16 protein-coding genes are annotated in these 16318 nt (G+C 36.1%); 9 read left to right on the top strand and 7 right to left on the bottom strand.

Going from position 1 to position 16318, the window contains the following annotated elements; translation table 11 throughout:
- Nucleotides 1–51: 51 nt before the first annotated feature.
- Both gyrA and gyrB read right to left on the bottom strand, forming a co-directional pair.
- The gene (gene gyrA, locus IPH52_04040) at nt 52–2556 is read right to left on the bottom strand and encodes a DNA gyrase subunit A (protein MBK7054212.1); all 2505 of its coding nucleotides are present in this window, start codon (nt 2554–2556) and stop codon (nt 52–54) included.
- Between the two features lie 36 nt (nt 2557–2592).
- Nucleotides 2593–4512 carry a DNA topoisomerase (ATP-hydrolyzing) subunit B gene (gyrB, locus tag IPH52_04035; protein MBK7054211.1) on the bottom strand — a complete coding sequence of 640 codons (1920 nt, stop codon included), beginning with the start codon at nt 4510–4512 and terminating at the stop codon, nt 2593–2595.
- A gap of 87 nt (nt 4513–4599) precedes the next feature.
- Here gyrB and IPH52_04030 point away from each other — a divergent pair, with 87 nt between their 5' ends.
- Nucleotides 4600–5715: a DUF3187 family protein gene (locus IPH52_04030; GenBank protein ID MBK7054210.1), complete on the top strand. Its 1116-nt coding sequence runs from the start codon at nt 4600–4602 to the stop codon at nt 5713–5715.
- A 154-nt stretch (nt 5716–5869) separates the two neighbouring features.
- On the opposite strand, the gene IPH52_04025 is transcribed toward IPH52_04030, so the two are convergent.
- A complete protein-coding gene (locus tag IPH52_04025) occupies nt 5870–6631 on the bottom strand; it encodes a hypothetical protein (GenBank protein MBK7054209.1) in 762 nt (253 codons plus the stop codon).
- A 234-nt stretch (nt 6632–6865) separates the two neighbouring features.
- Between IPH52_04025 and IPH52_04020 the strand changes: the two genes are divergently transcribed.
- Complete coding sequence (locus tag IPH52_04020; GenBank protein MBK7054208.1) at nt 6866–7672, top strand: hypothetical protein; 807 nt, start codon at nt 6866–6868, stop codon at nt 7670–7672.
- Nucleotides 7673–7689: 17 nt separating this feature from the next.
- On the opposite strand, the gene IPH52_04015 is transcribed toward IPH52_04020, so the two are convergent.
- Nucleotides 7690–8082 carry a hypothetical protein gene (locus IPH52_04015; GenBank protein MBK7054207.1) on the bottom strand — a complete coding sequence of 131 codons (393 nt, stop codon included), beginning with the start codon at nt 8080–8082 and terminating at the stop codon, nt 7690–7692.
- 311 nt (nt 8083–8393) lie between these two features.
- Between IPH52_04015 and IPH52_04010 the strand changes: the two genes are divergently transcribed.
- Genes IPH52_04010 through IPH52_04000 form a run of 3 tightly spaced genes read left to right on the top strand, consistent with a single transcriptional unit; the run spans nt 8394 to nt 11009 of the window.
- Entirely contained in the window at nt 8394–9380 is a 987-nt protein-coding gene (locus IPH52_04010; protein MBK7054206.1) for an ATP-binding cassette domain-containing protein, read from the top strand.
- Entirely contained in the window at nt 9377–10165 is a 789-nt protein-coding gene (locus IPH52_04005; GenBank protein MBK7054205.1) for an ABC-2 family transporter protein, read from the top strand. Before IPH52_04010 ends, IPH52_04005 begins: the two co-directional genes overlap by 4 nt.
- Nucleotide 10166: 1 nt before the next feature.
- On the top strand, nt 10167–11009 hold the full coding sequence (locus IPH52_04000; protein ID MBK7054204.1) for an ABC-2 family transporter protein: 843 nt from the start codon (nt 10167–10169) through the stop codon (nt 11007–11009).
- Between the two features lie 129 nt (nt 11010–11138).
- Here IPH52_04000 and thrS read toward each other — a convergent pair whose 3' ends face one another.
- Nucleotides 11139–13058 carry a threonine--tRNA ligase gene (gene thrS / locus IPH52_03995; GenBank protein ID MBK7054203.1) on the bottom strand — a complete coding sequence of 640 codons (1920 nt, stop codon included), beginning with the start codon at nt 13056–13058 and terminating at the stop codon, nt 11139–11141.
- Between the two features lie 331 nt (nt 13059–13389).
- Here thrS and IPH52_03990 point away from each other — a divergent pair, with 331 nt between their 5' ends.
- The 3 genes from IPH52_03990 to IPH52_03980 all read left to right on the top strand — a co-directional run bounded on the left by IPH52_03990 (nt 13390) and on the right by IPH52_03980 (nt 14256).
- Nucleotides 13390–13665 (top strand): hypothetical protein, encoded by a 276-nt coding sequence (locus tag IPH52_03990; GenBank protein MBK7054202.1) that lies wholly within the window; start codon nt 13390–13392, stop codon nt 13663–13665.
- Between the two features lie 133 nt (nt 13666–13798).
- Nucleotides 13799–14101 (top strand): DUF1569 domain-containing protein, encoded by a 303-nt coding sequence (locus tag IPH52_03985; protein ID MBK7054201.1) that lies wholly within the window; start codon nt 13799–13801, stop codon nt 14099–14101.
- Nucleotides 14044–14256 (top strand): DUF1569 domain-containing protein, encoded by a 213-nt coding sequence (locus IPH52_03980; protein MBK7054200.1) that lies wholly within the window; start codon nt 14044–14046, stop codon nt 14254–14256. The genes IPH52_03985 and IPH52_03980 overlap by 58 nt, the downstream gene beginning before the upstream one ends.
- Nucleotides 14257–14305: 49 nt before the next feature.
- On the opposite strand, the gene IPH52_03975 is transcribed toward IPH52_03980, so the two are convergent.
- Nucleotides 14306–14653, bottom strand: a complete 348-nt coding sequence (locus IPH52_03975; protein MBK7054199.1) for a type II toxin-antitoxin system VapC family toxin — start codon at nt 14651–14653, stop codon at nt 14306–14308.
- A 45-nt stretch (nt 14654–14698) separates the two neighbouring features.
- Nucleotides 14699–14926 (bottom strand): hypothetical protein, encoded by a 228-nt coding sequence (locus tag IPH52_03970; GenBank protein ID MBK7054198.1) that lies wholly within the window; start codon nt 14924–14926, stop codon nt 14699–14701.
- Between the two features lie 500 nt (nt 14927–15426).
- On the opposite strand from IPH52_03970, the gene IPH52_03965 reads away from it, so the two are divergent.
- A complete protein-coding gene (locus IPH52_03965) occupies nt 15427–16290 on the top strand; it encodes a serine/threonine protein kinase (protein MBK7054197.1) in 864 nt (287 codons plus the stop codon).
- The last annotated feature ends 28 nt before the right edge of the window (nt 16291–16318 follow it).

Raw genomic sequence — 16318 nt, 5'->3', positions numbered from 1 at the left:
TTATCCTCACAAGAACTGAGAATAAACAAGAGGAAAAGAAACGAAATGAATTTATTCGCTTTCGAGAACAGCAAAGTCAATTACAGAATCATCATCTTTGAGGTTTACAACTCTTACTCCCTGAGTAGAGCGACCGATAACCGAAATATCTTTTGCTTCCATTCGGATAATCATTCCTGATTGGGCAATGATGATTACTTCATCAGTCGGCTTGATCGAAGAAATACCGACAGAGCTTCCGTTCTTTTCGGTAATCTTGAGATAAGTCATACCGCGTCCGCCTCTACCTTTAGTGGCAAACTCAGCGTATTCCATTCTCTTTCCGTAACCTTTTTCAGTGATGACCAGTAAATCAGAATCCTTCTCTACAATTGTAACACCGGTAACAAAGTCTCCCTCAGAGAGTCTCATTCCTCTAACGCCACCGGCAGTCCTTCCCTGCGTTCTAAGTTTCGCTAAATTGGTCCTGACGGCTAATCCTCGTTTGCTGGCAATGATTACGTCTTGCTCTGGCTTTAAGAGATTAACATAGATTAGCTGATCTTTTTCATCTAAGCCGATTGCTATGATTCCATTTTTCTTGGTGTTAGAGAATACACTGAGCGGAGATTTTTTGATGACTCCATTCTTTGTTGCCATAAGAATTGCATCTTCGCTAAATTCTTTAAATGTGCAAATCGATGTAATGCTTTCTTCGTTTCCGAGATTAATGATTGCCTTGAGAGATTTTCCTCTTGCTTCTTTTGTTCCAACGGGAAGTTCATAGACTTTCATCATAAACACTTTTCCACGATTAGAGAATAACATGATGTTGTCGTGTGTTGAGGCTACGCGAATAATCTTAATAAAATCATCTCGCTTGGTAGATGCACCCTGCACACCTTTCCCACCGCGCTTTTGACGTTTAAATGTATCAATCGGAAGTCGTTTGATAAATTGGTCTTCTGAAATTTGAATCACTACATCTTCGTCATCAATTAAATCCTGTGCCTCAAAAGATGTGCTTGCAATGCTTTCATTGCTAATCTCAGTCTTTCTATCGGTTCCAAATTTATCGGATACTGTTTGTAATTCTGTAGTAACTATCGCATCCACTCTGGCAGGTTTATCTAGAATATCTTTTAGGTCTGCAATGAGTTTACGAATTTCTTCTAATTCGTTAATAATCTTTTGAACTTCGAGAGAGGTTAATCTCTGTAATCTCATATCTAGAATTGCATCTGTTTGGACTTCCGAAAGAGGGAAAGCTGTCATTAATCCAACTTTTGCTTCGGCTGGATTTTTAGAAGCACGGATAATACGAATTACCTCATCAATATTATCGAGGGCAATCTTTAAGCCTTCTAAGATATGGGCTCTCTCTTCTGCTTTGCGAAGATCATACTTGGTTCGTCTTACGATGACTTCGCGGCGATGCTCAATGAATGCAACTAGAGTCTCTTTGAGATTAAATATTTTTGGCTTGTTATTTAAAATCGCAAGCATGGTGATTCCATAGCTTACTTGCAATTGTGTGAGTTTGAAGAGTTGATTTAAAATGACTTGCGAATTGTAATCTTTCTTAACAAGAAGTTCGACTCTCATTCCTTTTCTATTAGATAAATCTAATATTTCAGAAATACCTTCTACGACTTTTTCATTTATTAACTCACCGATTTTTTCTAAGAGAACTTTTTTGTTTACTTGGTAAGGAATTTCTGTGATTACAATTACTTCTCTTCCCTTTGCATTCTCTTCGATTTCTACTTTAGAGCGAATTCGTATTGAGCCTTTTCCTGTTGTATAGGCGGATAATAGACCTTCGCCACCAATTACAATACCACCGGTAGGAAAATCCGGCCCTTTTATAATTTTAATTAAATCGCGAATCGGAACATCTGGATTTTTAATTGTCTCTACTACGGCGGCTATCGTTTCTTTTAAATTGTGCGGAGGAATATTGGTCGCCATACCAACGGCGATACCGGATGAGCCATTGACTAAAATATTTGGAAAGTTAGCAGGAAGAACATCGGGTTGTTGTTTGGTATCATCGAAGTTAGGTGAGAAGTTTACAGTTTCTTTGTCAATATCACGTAGAAGTTCTTCTGCCATTTTAGCAAGACGGGCTTCCGTGTAACGATAGGCGGCAGCGTTGTCACCGTCTACTGAACCAAAATTTCCCTGTCCGTCAATGAGTGGAACACGAAGAGAAAATTCTTGCACCATACGAACTAACGCATCATAAACAGAGCTATCTCCATGTGGATGGTAGTTACCTAACACTTCCCCGACAATCTTAGCGCACTTTACATAAGCCTTGTCTGATCTCCAAGCACGCTCATTCATCGCATGTAAGATTCTGCGGTGAACAGGCTTTAGCCCGTCTCTAACATCGGGAAGAGCGCGTCCTACAATCACACTCATCGCATACCCTAAGTATGCATCTTTCATTTGATCTTCTACTTCTACAGGGATGACCTTTGTTCCATTCTTAATTGCTTCTGCAATATCAGGTCTAGATGCTGTGCTAAATTTTAAAGTTTTGGTGCTTGATTCTTCGTCTAAATTTGCCATTGTATTCCTATTGATTAATTCTTATTATCCGCTAGATTATAAATCTAAGTTCGCGACTTTTAATGCATTATCTTCGATGAATCTTCTGCGTGGTCCGACTTCGTCGCCCATGAGAGTAGTGAATGTTTCTTCTGCTTCTACTAAATCATCGAGTCTTACTTGCAATACGACACGTTTAGCTGGATCCATTGTAGTTTCCCAAAGTTGCTCTGGATTCATTTCTCCCAAACCTTTGTAACGTTGGATGATTGTCTTTGCTTCTTTTCCATGCTTCGCTAAAATTTCATCTTTCTCTCTGTCCGAATAAGCGTAATCAGCCTCTTGTCCTTTCTTGATTTGATAGAGAGGAGGTTGGGCTATGTATAAGTAGCCTCTCTCGATTACAGGTCTCATATAACGAAAGAAAAATGTTAATAAGAGGGTTCGAATATGCGAGCCGTCGATATCCGCATCCGTCATGATTACGATTTTGTGGTAACGAATTTTTTCTACGTTGAATTCATCATTTCCAATTCCGGTTCCCATGGCGGAAATGAGTGTGCGGATTTCTTCATTAGCCAACATTTTATCCAAGCGTGATTTTTCTACGTTTAGAATTTTACCTTTGAGTGGAAGTATGGCTTGTGTATTTCTATCACGCCCTTGTTTGGCAGAACCACCAGCAGAATCTCCCTCTACTAAGTAAAGCTCGGAATGAGCAGGATCTTTTTCAGAACAGTCTGCCAATTTACCAGGAAGTCCACCACCTTCTAGAACGGTCTTGCGTCTTGTCAGATCACGGGCTTTTCTAGCGGCTTCTCTTGCTTTTGCGGCAAGCATTGATTTCTCAATGATCTTCTTAATGATAGCAGGATTTTCTTCGAAGTAATTTGTCAAACGCTCGGAGACTATCGTTTGCATAATGCCTTTAACTTCGGCGTTGACTAATTTTTCTTTTGTTTGGGAATTGAATTGAGGTTGTGGAACTTTTATAGAGATAACAGCCGTTAGCCCTTCACGAACATCTTCTCCAGAAAAACCAGTATCCATTTTCTTGGCGGCAGTTGCATCTTTCTTTAAGAAGTCATTTAAAGTTCTTGTGAGGGCGGCGCGAAATCCTTCGAGGTGAGTTCCACCCAAACTATTGTTAATCGCATTCGTAAAACAAAAAATATTTTCCGAATAAGCGTCCGAATATTGGAGTGCAACTTCTGCCATGACTCCATCTTTTTGACTTTCGAAATGAATTACTTTGTCGTGAATTGGATGTTTGCTTTCATTGAGTAATTCTACGAAAGAAACAATCCCACCGGAATAATTAAATTCTGCTGAGTGACCGTCTTCTTTTCGAAGATCTTGGATTTTAAGATTGAGTCCTTTGTTTAAGAAAGCCATTTCTCTAAAACGAGAAGAAAGCATATCATATTGAAATTCTGTTGTAGTAAAAATATTTGCATCAGGCTTGAAGCGAACAGTAGTTCCTGAACCCGCTGCCTCCCCAATGATCGCTACCGGCTTATCAGGAATACCCGTAAAGTATTTTTGGTAGTATAATTTTCCACCTTGGTGAACTTCAATTTCTAACCACTCAGATAAAGCATTAACCACGCTTACGCCTACTCCGTGTAAACCACCAGATACTTTGTAAGCATCATTTTCGAACTTACCACCGGCATGTAAAATAGTTAAAACGACTTCAATGGTAGAAACACCTTTGTCGGGGTGAATGCCTGTTGGAATTCCACGACCATTATCAGACACTTCAATGATATTGCCTGGAAGAATTTTAATAAGGATATGGGAGCAATGTCCAGCCATTGCCTCGTCAACGGAGTTGTCTACTACCTCATAGACCATTTTGTGAAGTCCAGACTCGTCTTGCGTTCCGATATACATCCCGGGACGTTTTCGAACTGCTTCTAGACCCTCTAAAATCTTGATTTTTTCCGCGCCGTAAGTTGCTTCTTGTTGACTCATAAAATAACCCTCATATAACAATCCTATATTCTTATGCTATAAGGCAACTTCTTTTAGCTATTAACTAATTAAGTCATAAACCCAACAATGCTCAATAAATTTTTTTTTACCCTACTTTTACTTATAAATTCTAAGGAAATTTTAACTGACCCATTAAGAGAACGACCAATCGAAAATCGAAATCTTTACCTTCCCTTTTTGCTCTTTTTCGAGCCATATCCAACGACTCCAATCGCATTAGAGAAAGGAAAGATGAGCATCGATACCGGACTTGCGATATCGAACATGGTTGATAATAACAATGCCGGCACTGATGTCACTGGATACACAAAGTATAAACCATTTCTCTGGCAAAACTATTCGGAATTTTTTTCTAATGGAAAATTAACGCCTAACACGTATTATCTTTCTGAATTTATCAATTATGGAAGATTAGAGCAACAATCTCATTTAAGAATGGATGCTGAGATCGAAAGGTTTCATGCTAGATTAAATTATGGCTTATTTGAAAAATTCGAAATAGGAATCGAAATAACCGCGTTATCTTACAATACAGGCATTTTGGATGGTCCCATTACTGGATACCATCGAGCGGTAAATATCCCTTATCCATTGCGAGATTTATATCCTAATGATCAATTCGGTTTTACATTAACAGATAATTACAAACCTCTCATAAAAGCAAAGACGGGAACTAGTAGTGGTGATTCTGTATTGGACGGCAAATGGCAATTAGTCTCGCAAAGCGGTTGGATTCCTGCCTTTGCCTGGATTAATTCAATTAAAATTCCAACCGGTAATACAAGTTTTTCTATGGGGACAGGAAAAGTAGATGTGGCAACTGGCGTTTCTGCTAAGTGGAATTTTTATCGCTTTTTTAAATTCTTAAATGTATTTGGCATTGCTCCAACAGATCCATTTCGTTCTTCTGAGATACATATTAAACCGTTTGCTGCTGCATCGTCTACACTTGGTTATTCGTTCACTGATAATTTTTCTGCTGTAACCCAAGTCGATGTTAAAGGAAGTCCTTATCACTCTGGAATAGAGATGATAAACCAAACTGCTATTCTTTGGTCATTCGGATTTAATTGGAAAGTATTTTCTTCTTGTGCATTTAGAGCAAACTTCACAGAAGATCCGATCACTCGAACAGTTCCAGATGTCAGTGTGCAGAGTAGTTTGTTTTGTATGATTAACTGAATACGATTTATGTAGTAAAGAAGATAATCTAACTTTTTTACCCATTCTATTGCGACCAAAGAAGCAACAAAATGGGATAACAAGAAATAGCCCCTATTATCTCCCTAATTAAAGATTGTAGGGGCAAGTTTCTGGAATGAAGGAGTTACTCAATTCATAGCCTACTCTTTGCTCTTTCTTTGTATTCTTCTAAAGGAAATAAGGGAACCTCGGAGGCTCCGGGTGCACCTGATTCAGAATATTCAAATGGATCATCAATATCCTGGATGAGTCGATACATATAAACATAAATCAAAGTAACAAAACCAATTAGAATATATTCCGCTAATATACTTTTGAATTTTGAAATTAATAGCAGAATGATAATCGCAGAAATTAAAACCTCTAACAGCGCGTAACCAGTAGAAAGAAAATTGGTTCTAGAAATTACACCTATTCGAGTAATAATTTTTCTAAGTGTATTTAATTCGCCAAGCATTCTAGTTGCATAGCTTGTGCCGCCTAACTTCTCCATATGAGAAATGGCTCCCTGTAACTTAGAAAGAGAAGCAAACATTTGCTCATAAGATACTTTTTTATAAAACCAATTCGATATATCCGTAGTAACTTCAAATAGATTTGCCTTCATCTTTTTTTCATCGAGGTCTGGTTTACTGATTGAGGCAGTAACCATTGTCTCTTCGATTGCTTCTAGTGTGCAAGCAAGTTCAGCAGGAAGTTTCTCACTTTCTTTGTAGTCTGACATTGTCCCTGCTAGCATAAAACCAATTAGAAAAATTCCTCCTGTCAACACCAAACCTACATCTGCAAATTCAATAATTCCATCAAATCCTAACACATTTCCCAATATATAATCTAATCCCATTACAACTATCATATACGGGATGCTTGTCAACATAAGCTTCCATTTAATCATGCGTATCCTCTTTTTGCTCTTTTGATTTTGGGAAGCTTAGTTTGACTGTTTTTTGCGTCAATTAAAATTAGCTTGCATTCGTGTTAGTTTTAGAATCAATAGTGACATTGCTGTTTGTATAACTCTCGAAATCTACAATGAGCAAGGCGATTCTATTTTTAATCTGAGTCTTTACAATAAAAGATTCCCGATTAAAGATTTCAGGAATGACAACAAGCCCAAAAGGAAAAAACCATGAAACTAATCTCTGCTATTACTCTTCTCTTTTTATCTTCTTGCTCTACTATTTTTTGGAGAGATGCAAAGTTATTTCCCTTCATTAGTTTTTCTGAAACAGGAAAAAAGATTGCTTACATGAGAGTGCATTACAAAGAAAAAGATTCCTGGAATCCACTGAATGGAACAACGGATAAGAAAAATTTTACTACCCAGGTGATACTCGCAGAAATTGAAAATGATTTAAGCGTAAAAAAAATTGCAGACCTGGAACGTTTCCCTTTTTGGATTTTACCCAATGCATTGTATTACAATGACACAGCGCAAACTCTTGCATTCATGCACGGACTCAACGAAAATGAATATGGAACTCCTAGTAAAACCGTTTCCGTTTATAATCTAACGGACAAAAAGACAGTCAACGTTATCAAAGGCAAGTCAGAGATAAAGACACCTCTTGGAATAGCTCTATCGGCTGACGCAAGTTTGCTTGCAGTTGTAAGTGGTGAAATAAATGAAAGCACTGGCTTCTACCAAAATTTCAAATTGCACATACTTAATCTTGCTAATAATTATGCAATTCAATCTAGTTTCCCTATTCCTGATTGGCAGGATTCTCCTGAATTCGAACTAGCCTGGTTAAAGACAGAATCAGTATTATCCGCTCGTATAGATAAAAAACTTCTTACAGTCAAAACAAATTCAATCTCGGAAACTAAATTCTCCGGTCAAAATCTAATGGATAGCAGTAAATATGCCTATTCCCGAACCTACAAATGGGAAAGTGCAGACATAGATATTACTTCCGTTAAATTATCCAAATAGCCTTTAGCGAGTAAGGATTATTTACCTCTTCTAGTTATCCAGAATGCAAAGCCGAAGATTAACATAGATAAAAAATCATTCAAACCATATAAAGAATAAAAAATTCCTGCAAATAAATCTTTTGTATAAAGGAGGGTTAAATCATTTTGTTGAATCCAAAAAATCCATGTTAAAGTATAAATTAATTTCTCAATAGTAAATACGGCGGATAACCAAGGAGTAGCCTCATAGCTATTTGCCGCAGCAATATAAGCAAAGCCCCATACGACTATCATAAGGAGTCCAAAATTAGACATTACAATCGGATTTGCGGCATTCATTGTTTCATTCGAAAAGAACTTAGAGAATAAAAGAACCCCGACTATATTGGTAAGCCCTGCTCCGATAAAACCATATTTCATAAATTTCATTTTTATTCCCCTTTTTCTTTCTACTCTTTTCTAAAACTAAAGAAATTAGTTCAAGTAGAAATTCTTTTATTTAAAGATTTGTAAAAATAACGAGCCTATTTAGGTTAATAAATTATGAATCATATTCTCGCAAAAGGTAAACCGAAAGAAGAAATTTTGAATTTTAGAATATTAGATAATTCTAATAAATCAATAATCTGCAATAGAAAGCCCACCATTATGTTTCGATCCTTAGAGAGAAACATTGAGTTTGGGTGCCAAAAGTCACAGTCCAGCGTGGTAACGCTAGTGCACTTGCATAAGGAAAATTTATGATTGAAGTTCAACATTTAAGTAAACATTTCAAAATTAAAAAAAGAAAGCCAGGTATTCTTGGCTCTATAGTTTCTCTTGTGCATTCAGAGGTAGAATATCTAAAAGCAGTGGATGATATTTCTTTTTCAATAAAGCCCGGCGAGTTAGTGGGATACATCGGACAAAATGGGGCAGGAAAATCCACTACAATCAAAATGCTAACCGGCATCCTAACTCCGACAGAAGGAAAGATTCGCGTAAATGGATTAGATCCTTCAAGGGATAGAAAGTTCAATGCGCGGCAAATCGGTGTTGTGTTCGGACAGAGAAGCCAACTATGGATGGATTTGCCAGTAGAAGAATCATTTGATCTACTCCGTTCGATTTATAAAATTGACAGTAAAGTTTACAAACAGAAATTAGATTTCTTCTTTGATCTTTTGGGATTGAACGAATTCTTCAATCAACAAGCTAGAAAACTTTCCCTCGGTCAAAGAATGAAAGCAGACTTAGCTGCAAGTCTACTTCACTCACCGTCGGTCTTATTCTTGGATGAGCCAACAATCGGACTTGATCTACTCGTAAAAGAAAAAGTGCGTGAGTTTATTCGCAAAATAAACACAGAGGAGAAAGTTACCATTATCCTCACTACGCATGATATACAGGACATAGAATTTTTAGCTCAGAGAATTATCATTATAGAAAAAGGAAAAAAAGAATATGATGGAGATATAGCCAATTTCAATAAACTACTAGGCAATGACTCAATAGTAACAGTCCATTTTGTAAATCCTATAAAGAATCTAGAACTTCCAAAGCCATTCGAAATAAAAGAAAAAATCTCCGATCAACAATATTCTTTAAATCTACCGGACAATGAACCTTTATCTGGACTCTTAGAAGTTTTACAAAAGAAAGGATTACAAATCCAAGAGATTAATCGTCATAAGCCAGACTTAGGTTTTGCAGTTAAGAAAATGTATGCAGGAAAGGGGGAATTATGACTTATTTAAAATTCATCTCTAAAGCATTTCAAAGATCCATCGCTTACAAGTTAGAATACTACACTGGTCTTATGAATGCATTTTTGTATATATTCATTTTTACATCTGTATGGCAGACTGTCGCAAAAGAAAGTCCCGGTGCACTTGGAACATGGAGTGGGGAAACGCTTGTTAGCTATGCGATTCTTTCTACTTTAATAAAAGTTTCCTTCGGTAGAAATGAATCTCTTTTAACAAACAAAATTAAGACCGGCGATATAGTTTATGATATTCTAAAGCCATATAATTTTGTGATGATGTATTTTGCAGATAGCTTTGGAGTTAGTTTATTTCAACTTTTTGCTAGAGCGATTCCGCTTTTAATATTCTCGCTTGTTTTCTTTGGAATCATGCCAAGTGTAACTCCCATTAGCCTCTTACAATTCATTCCTGTTTATTTCATGTCTTTTATTTTGTTTATACTCTTTGGTTTTATGATTTCCTCTCTTGCTTTTTTCTTTACGGAAGTGTTTAGTTTTATGATTCTTTATAGTGCATTAGTCACTCTACTTTCAGGATCTGTGATACCATTGAATTTATTTCCCGATTACTTAGTGCGAATTATATCCTGGAGTCCATTTCCTTATTTATATTATTATCCTACCACCGTCTTAATTGGAACTCCAATTCAAATGGCTTATGAAGAGTTGCTTCTACGATATGCACTTGAGTTACTGATTGTAGGCATGCTTACATTCTCTGTGTATTTTTCAGGAAAACGAAAATTAGAATTTGCAGGAGGCTAATATGAGTTTAACAACAAGACCTAATATAGTAGAAAATACTTTTTCAGAAACTCTCTACATCTATCTGAGAATTGCAACTGCTTCTATCAAATCCAGAATGGAATATAGAGCTAGCTTTTTGATTTTCCTTTTTACTCTTCTTACTTTTTATGCAGCACAGATTGCGACTATCGGCATTGTAATCACTAGATTCAAGACGATAGGCGGCTGGTCAATGGGAGAAATGGCTTTTTTGTATAGCCTTCTCATCTTATCACAGGGGATTGTCACATTTATCTTCTCAGGCATCTTAGAATTCAGTAACTATGTCAGGGACGGAACCTTTGATCGTTTTCTAGTTCGTCCTCTTTCTCCTTTGTCCCAAGTCATCATGGGAGGATTTGAAATAACGGGGTTTGCTCATATTATCCTCGGTTTTTTGACATTTGTCATGGCAAATAGTCTGATTGAAGTTCACTGGAATTTTATAAACGTGCTTGTATTTATTGCTGTTGTAATCGGAGGAGCTATGATACTCGGTTCGATACGTATCATCATTGCGGCTATTGCCTTTTATGCGGTAAATACAAATTCTCTAGTTCATCTATTCGTATTCTCTTCTAGAGAGTTTTTACTTTATCCGCTTAACATTTACAGCGGTGGATTAAAATTTCTACTTACTTTTATCGTTCCACTTGCCTTTATTAATTTTTATCCCGCACATTACTTCCTAAACAAATCCGGCGAAAATTTATTTCACCCAATGTTTGTATTTGGAACTTTGCCTATAGGCATTGTGATGATGCTATTCTCTTTGTGGTTTTGGAAGAAAGGACAAAACGCCTACGAATCTGCGGGTGGGTAATGTGAAGGAATTATTCTACTTGTCACCCCCGAGTTCTTTTATCGGGGGTCTCAATAAGTTGAGATTCCCGATAGAAAAGAAAACTCAATGCTGCTTCCTAGGGTCGCAGCATAATGGGAATGACAGTTTTTACATAGCCGCTTTTTCTTTTTCGATTAAGTCAAGAAACTCATTTAGCGAATAAGTTGTAGTATTCTCTTCCCCTAACTTTCGAATCGATACACTTCTATTTTCTACTTCTTTATCACCAAGAATTAAAAGGAAATTTGCTTTCTTTAAAATGGAATCTCTAATTTTAAATCCAATCTTCTCAGAGCGCAAATCCATTTCAGAATGAATTCCTTTTGATAGAAATAGATTGTGTAATTCGGTTGCATATGCGTTATGCGGCTCAGCAACTGTCAAGATTCTAATTTGATTTGGCGAAACCCAGAAAGGGAATTTACCTTCGAAGTGTTCAATTAGAATTCCGATGAATCTTTCAAGTGAGCCATAGATAGCACGATGAATCATAACAGGACGCTTCTTTTTTCCATCGCTTCCTGTGAAGTCTAGTTCAAATCTCTCTGGCATAGAGAAGTCAATCTGAATCGTTCCACATTGCCACAAACGACCAAGACTGTCCTTGATATTAAATTCAATCTTAGGACCGTAGAACGCTCCTTCTCCTTCTTTTACACCAAATGGAATGTCTTTTTTTCTGAGAGCATTGATAAGAGAGCTAGTTGCTTCTTCCCAATCTTCATCACGCCCCTGTGACTTTTCAGGACGTGTAGCGATATAGGTTTTGAATTCAGTGAATCCAAATTTTTTATAAACAGAAAAAGTAAAATCAATTAGATCAATTACTTCTGATTCTAAATGATCGAGCGGAGCATAGATATGCGCATCATCTTGCGTAAACGCTCTCACACGGAATAATCCGTGTAATACCCCACTTAATTCATGACGATGAACAGTTCCCAATTCCGCATAACGCAAAGGAAGTTCTTTATAAGAATGCATATGATATTTATAAATCAAAGAGCACCCAGGGCAGTTCATTGGTTTAACTGCAAATTCTTGTTCGTCGATCTCTGTGAAATACATATTCTCTTTGAAATTATCCCAATGCCCACTTCGTTTCCAAAGGTCAGAATTTAGAATCGCAGGAGTTCTAATTTCTTGGTATCCACGTCTAGTGCATTCAGAACGAATGAAATTAGCAAGGTTATTCCAAATGATAGTTCCCTTTGGATGCCAGAAAGGAAAACCGGGCGCTTCTTCTTGGAAAGAAAATAAATCCATTTCCTTTCCTAGTTTTCTATGATCTCTTTTCTTTGCTTCTTCGATCATAAATAAGTATTCATCGAGTTCTTTTTTAGAAGGAAACGATACTCCATAGATTCTTTGGAGCATCGCATTATCCTTGTTAGCCTTCCAATACGCTCCTGAAATTGCAGTCAGCTTAAATGCTTTGAGCAAACCAGTATTAGGCACGTGAGGACCTCTACACAAGTCAAACCACTCTCCCTGTCCATAAAGAGAAACCGTTTCCGATTCGAATCCAGAGATTAATTCAATTTTATATTTTTCACCCATCTCGGTGAATTTCTTAATTGCTTCTTCTCTTGTTAAGACAGTTCGTTTGACAGGAAGATTTTCTTTTACAATCTTCTCCATTTCTTTTTCAATCTTTATTAAATCTTCTGGAGTAATTGTAATAGAAGGAAAATCTATATCATAATAAAAAAATCCAGGACCTGATTCTACAACAGGACCTACTGTTAATAATGCATCAGACCAAAGACGTTGCACAGCCATACCAAGTAGGTGAGCAGAAGAGTGGTGAAAGACTTCTTTGCCTTCTTTCGTTGCATAGGTGAGAATTTCTAAACGCGCATTTTTTTCTAGCGGATAAGATAGATCTACCTCTACACCGTCCACTTTCGCGGCAAGCGCAGACTTTGCTAATGAAATACTCATCTTAGAAACGAAATCAGAGACACTCGTTCCCATCTCAACTTCTCGTGTATTTCCATCTGGTAATGTAATTTGGATTTGGCTCATATTCTTCCAGAATTTCTGAAAACGGGCTCTCGGCAAGTGATTTTCATTCGCCTAGAATTGACCCTAACCCTCCCCATATCTTTTTATCCTAAGTGATATATTCAAAGATTACCACCGATGGCGCACCCGAGAACACCGATAAAGGATACGATTGGCTTTCATTTTCGCAATTTGGATTGAATTGCCTACCCAGTCCATCTTGAGCCATAGTGTCCCTGAAATGATCATGAGTGAAAATATTGCATTACTTTCCCTTAGAATAAAAAAACTATTTTGAGTTGGAGAAAAAATTAAACAGGTATTTTTAATATTAATTGGATTAACTTATTCGATGCTATATGCAAACGAAAAGTTTAGTAGTCTTTACACAAATATTTCTACTGATTGTAAGTATGAAAAGGAAGAAAGTATTCCTGAAGGAAGTGATGCACCTCTTACATGCAAAGGTCCTGATGGGTATACATTTATTATCTCCTACTCAGCCTGTATGGAGTTCATGAAAATTGAATCGAAGAATGGAAAAGAAGTAATTGAGTTTCCAAATCAGCCTATAGGCTCAGCAGATAAAAGAAAAATTAGAAGTAAGAGGATTGGGCAAGTATTCTGAATTGAATGTCTCAATTCCTTCTGATAAAAAAGCAAATGAAAAAGCTCGGAATAGTTTAGAATCCTATGTAAAAAAAAAGCTCTACTCATAAATGGAAAGTTAGACTATGGACTTGTAAAATAGGAGAACTTCAATGCTACAAAAAAGAATTCTTAAATTTAAAAATTATTCAGATGTAATTACTGAAATAGAATCACTTAGAAAAAATGGTTATACACAAAGTGGAAAATGGAATCTAGGTCAGATTTGTCGTCACCTTTCCTATTATCAAAAAGGTGCTCTTGATGGATTTACGAAAATGATGCCTTGGATTATTCGTGTGACGATTGGGAAGTTACTTCTAAAAAAATGCTCACTCAGACTTCTTACAAAGAAGGAATGCAAACCGATCCTAAATCTGTTTTTCCGACAGAGCCTGATGATACCGCTGCAATAGAAGCAGAACTTACAATTCTAAAAAGATTAGAGTCTAATACTCTTCCTCTTCATCCTTCTGCTTTCTTTGGAGAAATGACAAACGAACAACAGAAGATTCTACATCTCGGACATAGTGAGCACCATTTAGGTTTTCTACATCCGATTAAAAAGTAGAAAAGTAAAAACGCTCTAAGCCAGAAGACTTTGAATAGTATACAAACAATCAGACTAGAAAAGAGTCATTGTATTTAGAATATTGAAGTATATTCTCATCGTCTGTAATTAGCTTGTATTTAGATTCAATAGATTGACATATTAGAATTCTATCAAATGGGTCTTTGTGTATGTCTGGTAACAATTCTAGGTGCTTTAGAATAGCTCCTTCAATTGAATCCAAATTGAAATTATGATTTTTGATTTGTCTTTCAATATAATCGAAATAAGGAGAGGGTAACGGGAGTTTTCCGATTTTTGCTTTAACAATCATTTCCCATATAGAGGCGGTACTTAGAAAGATTTTATTTTCCAAATCTTCTATAATTTCTCGATGTTCTTTCTTTAGTAAATCCACTTCCAGCAATATACCAAAGAAAGATATGAGTATCGAGTAAAAATTTCATACCACCCCAAAGCCTTTCAGTATATCATTTGATAATTCATCGAAAAAAGAATCTGGAATTTGAAATTCGTTCTTAGCTAAACCAAAGGGTCTTTTTTTTGTTTTTTTTTCTATTTCTTGTATAGGAAGAATGATAATTTCTACTTCTTGTCCGATCCATTTAGTAATTTGAGGGAGTTTTATGATTTCAGAAACTAGCCTTGTTTGAATTCTATATGCTTCCATTTTGTTCACCCACCTTCCCTTAATTATTAGTAAAGAAGGTTTTTTGTAAAGCATATAATTGCATATAAGAAGCCTTTTACTCACCTCCGGTCTAGCTACGCTTATAGCTTCGGTCTAGAACGGGTAGTAAGGGCAATTTAGTCCGCACAAGCACCGGCTATATAACCGTAGCTGCACCGTAGATGAGTAAACGTAAATATATAGCCAATAGGAATTCTAACGGACAGCAAAAAGGAAAAAATGTTTTGGTCTAATATTTTTCTATATAGAGGCAAATGTCTGATAGTTGAAAGAAATTATTTCGTAAATTTATTATTTTATTGTTTTATAAAAAAAATTGCATTTTAATTTATACAAATAAAAGTCATTGACGAAAGCACTTTTTTTGAATAGAATACAAGGAAGAAACGTTATCATGAGATTGGCGTCACTACTTTCCTTTTTATATACCGAAAGAACATGCGGATAAATACAGCAAGATAATAAAAAGGAATAATTATATGATAAATTTACCAGGTTATACAATTGGAGAAGAGATTCATTTAGGGGAAAAAAGTATAGTTTGTCGAGGAGATAAATCTGGTCAGCCAGTAATCATAAAAATCCTTCATAGCGATTATCCTAATGCAAGTGAATTGAATAGTTTTAAACATGAATATGATTTACTTGAAAAAATAAATTCAACTGGCATCATTCGAACGATTGGTTTAGAAAAATATAAAAATAGTATAGCCATTGTCTTTGAAGATATTGGAGCACGAGCTCTCTCAAAAATATTAAATGATATTAGTTCTTACTCAATAAAAGAAGTTTTAAATATTATGGTTCTCTCAGTGAAAGCTCTAGGTGAAGTTCACAAATGTAACTTAGTTCACAAAGATATGAAACCTCATAATATTATTTATAATAAGGTCACCAATGAACTAAAAATAATTGATTTTGGAAATGCAAGTCTTCTAGCAAAGCAAAATTCTTTTATTCCTCTAAATAGTTCAATAGAAGGAACGTTAGCATACATCTCCCCAGAGCAAACTGGACGAATGAATCGGACAGTAGATTACCGCACAGACTATTACTCATTAGGCGTTACATTCTATCAAATACTTACAGGAGAACTCCCTTTTATAACTTCTGACCCGATGGAATTAGTTCATGCTCATATCGCCAAATTACCATTATCCCCATTTGAAAAAAATAAAACACCCAAAGTAATTTCTGATATAGTGATGAAATTATTACAAAAGAATCCAGAAGATAGATATCAAAGCATCAATGGAATTTTATATGATTTGGAATGGTGTTTGAATAACGTAGAGACGCGATTAATCGCGTTGGTAGAACAAAAGAAGTTATTCAAATACTGAAAGCATTCAAAAATGCAGCACAAGGAAA

The sequence above is a fragment of the Leptospiraceae bacterium genome (assembly GCA_016708435.1).
Classification (GTDB): domain Bacteria; phylum Spirochaetota; class Leptospiria; order Leptospirales; family Leptospiraceae; genus UBA2033.
Note: the sequence above shows the minus strand (reverse complement) of the source record. Positions and strands in the feature narration are given on the sequence as shown.

What these genes read in the sequence shown, in the direction of transcription:
- IPH52_03970 (MBK7054198.1), bottom strand. Translation starts at nt 14,926, where the DNA reads ATGGAAGCATATAGAATTCAAACAAGGCTAGTTTCTGAAATCATAAAA.
- IPH52_03980 (MBK7054200.1), top strand. Translation starts at nt 14,044, where the DNA reads ATGCAAACCGATCCTAAATCTGTTTTTCCGACAGAGCCTGATGATACC.
- IPH52_04010 (MBK7054206.1), top strand. Translation starts at nt 8,394, where the DNA reads ATGATTGAAGTTCAACATTTAAGTAAACATTTCAAAATTAAAAAAAGA.
- IPH52_03990 (MBK7054202.1), top strand. Translation starts at nt 13,390, where the DNA reads ATGCTATATGCAAACGAAAAGTTTAGTAGTCTTTACACAAATATTTCT.
- gyrB (MBK7054211.1), bottom strand. Translation starts at nt 4,512, where the DNA reads ATGAGTCAACAAGAAGCAACTTACGGCGCGGAAAAAATCAAGATTTTA.
- IPH52_03985 (MBK7054201.1), top strand. Translation starts at nt 13,799, where the DNA reads ATGCTACAAAAAAGAATTCTTAAATTTAAAAATTATTCAGATGTAATT.
- IPH52_04000 (MBK7054204.1), top strand. Translation starts at nt 10,167, where the DNA reads ATGAGTTTAACAACAAGACCTAATATAGTAGAAAATACTTTTTCAGAA.
- IPH52_04020 (MBK7054208.1), top strand. Translation starts at nt 6,866, where the DNA reads ATGAAACTAATCTCTGCTATTACTCTTCTCTTTTTATCTTCTTGCTCT.
- IPH52_04025 (MBK7054209.1), bottom strand. Translation starts at nt 6,631, where the DNA reads ATGATTAAATGGAAGCTTATGTTGACAAGCATCCCGTATATGATAGTT.
- IPH52_04005 (MBK7054205.1), top strand. Translation starts at nt 9,377, where the DNA reads ATGACTTATTTAAAATTCATCTCTAAAGCATTTCAAAGATCCATCGCT.
- thrS (MBK7054203.1), bottom strand. Translation starts at nt 13,058, where the DNA reads ATGAGCCAAATCCAAATTACATTACCAGATGGAAATACACGAGAAGTT.
- IPH52_04015 (MBK7054207.1), bottom strand. Translation starts at nt 8,082, where the DNA reads ATGAAATTTATGAAATATGGTTTTATCGGAGCAGGGCTTACCAATATA.
- IPH52_04030 (MBK7054210.1), top strand. Translation starts at nt 4,600, where the DNA reads ATGCTCAATAAATTTTTTTTTACCCTACTTTTACTTATAAATTCTAAG.
- IPH52_03965 (MBK7054197.1), top strand. Translation starts at nt 15,427, where the DNA reads ATGATAAATTTACCAGGTTATACAATTGGAGAAGAGATTCATTTAGGG.
- gyrA (MBK7054212.1), bottom strand. Translation starts at nt 2,556, where the DNA reads ATGGCAAATTTAGACGAAGAATCAAGCACCAAAACTTTAAAATTTAGC.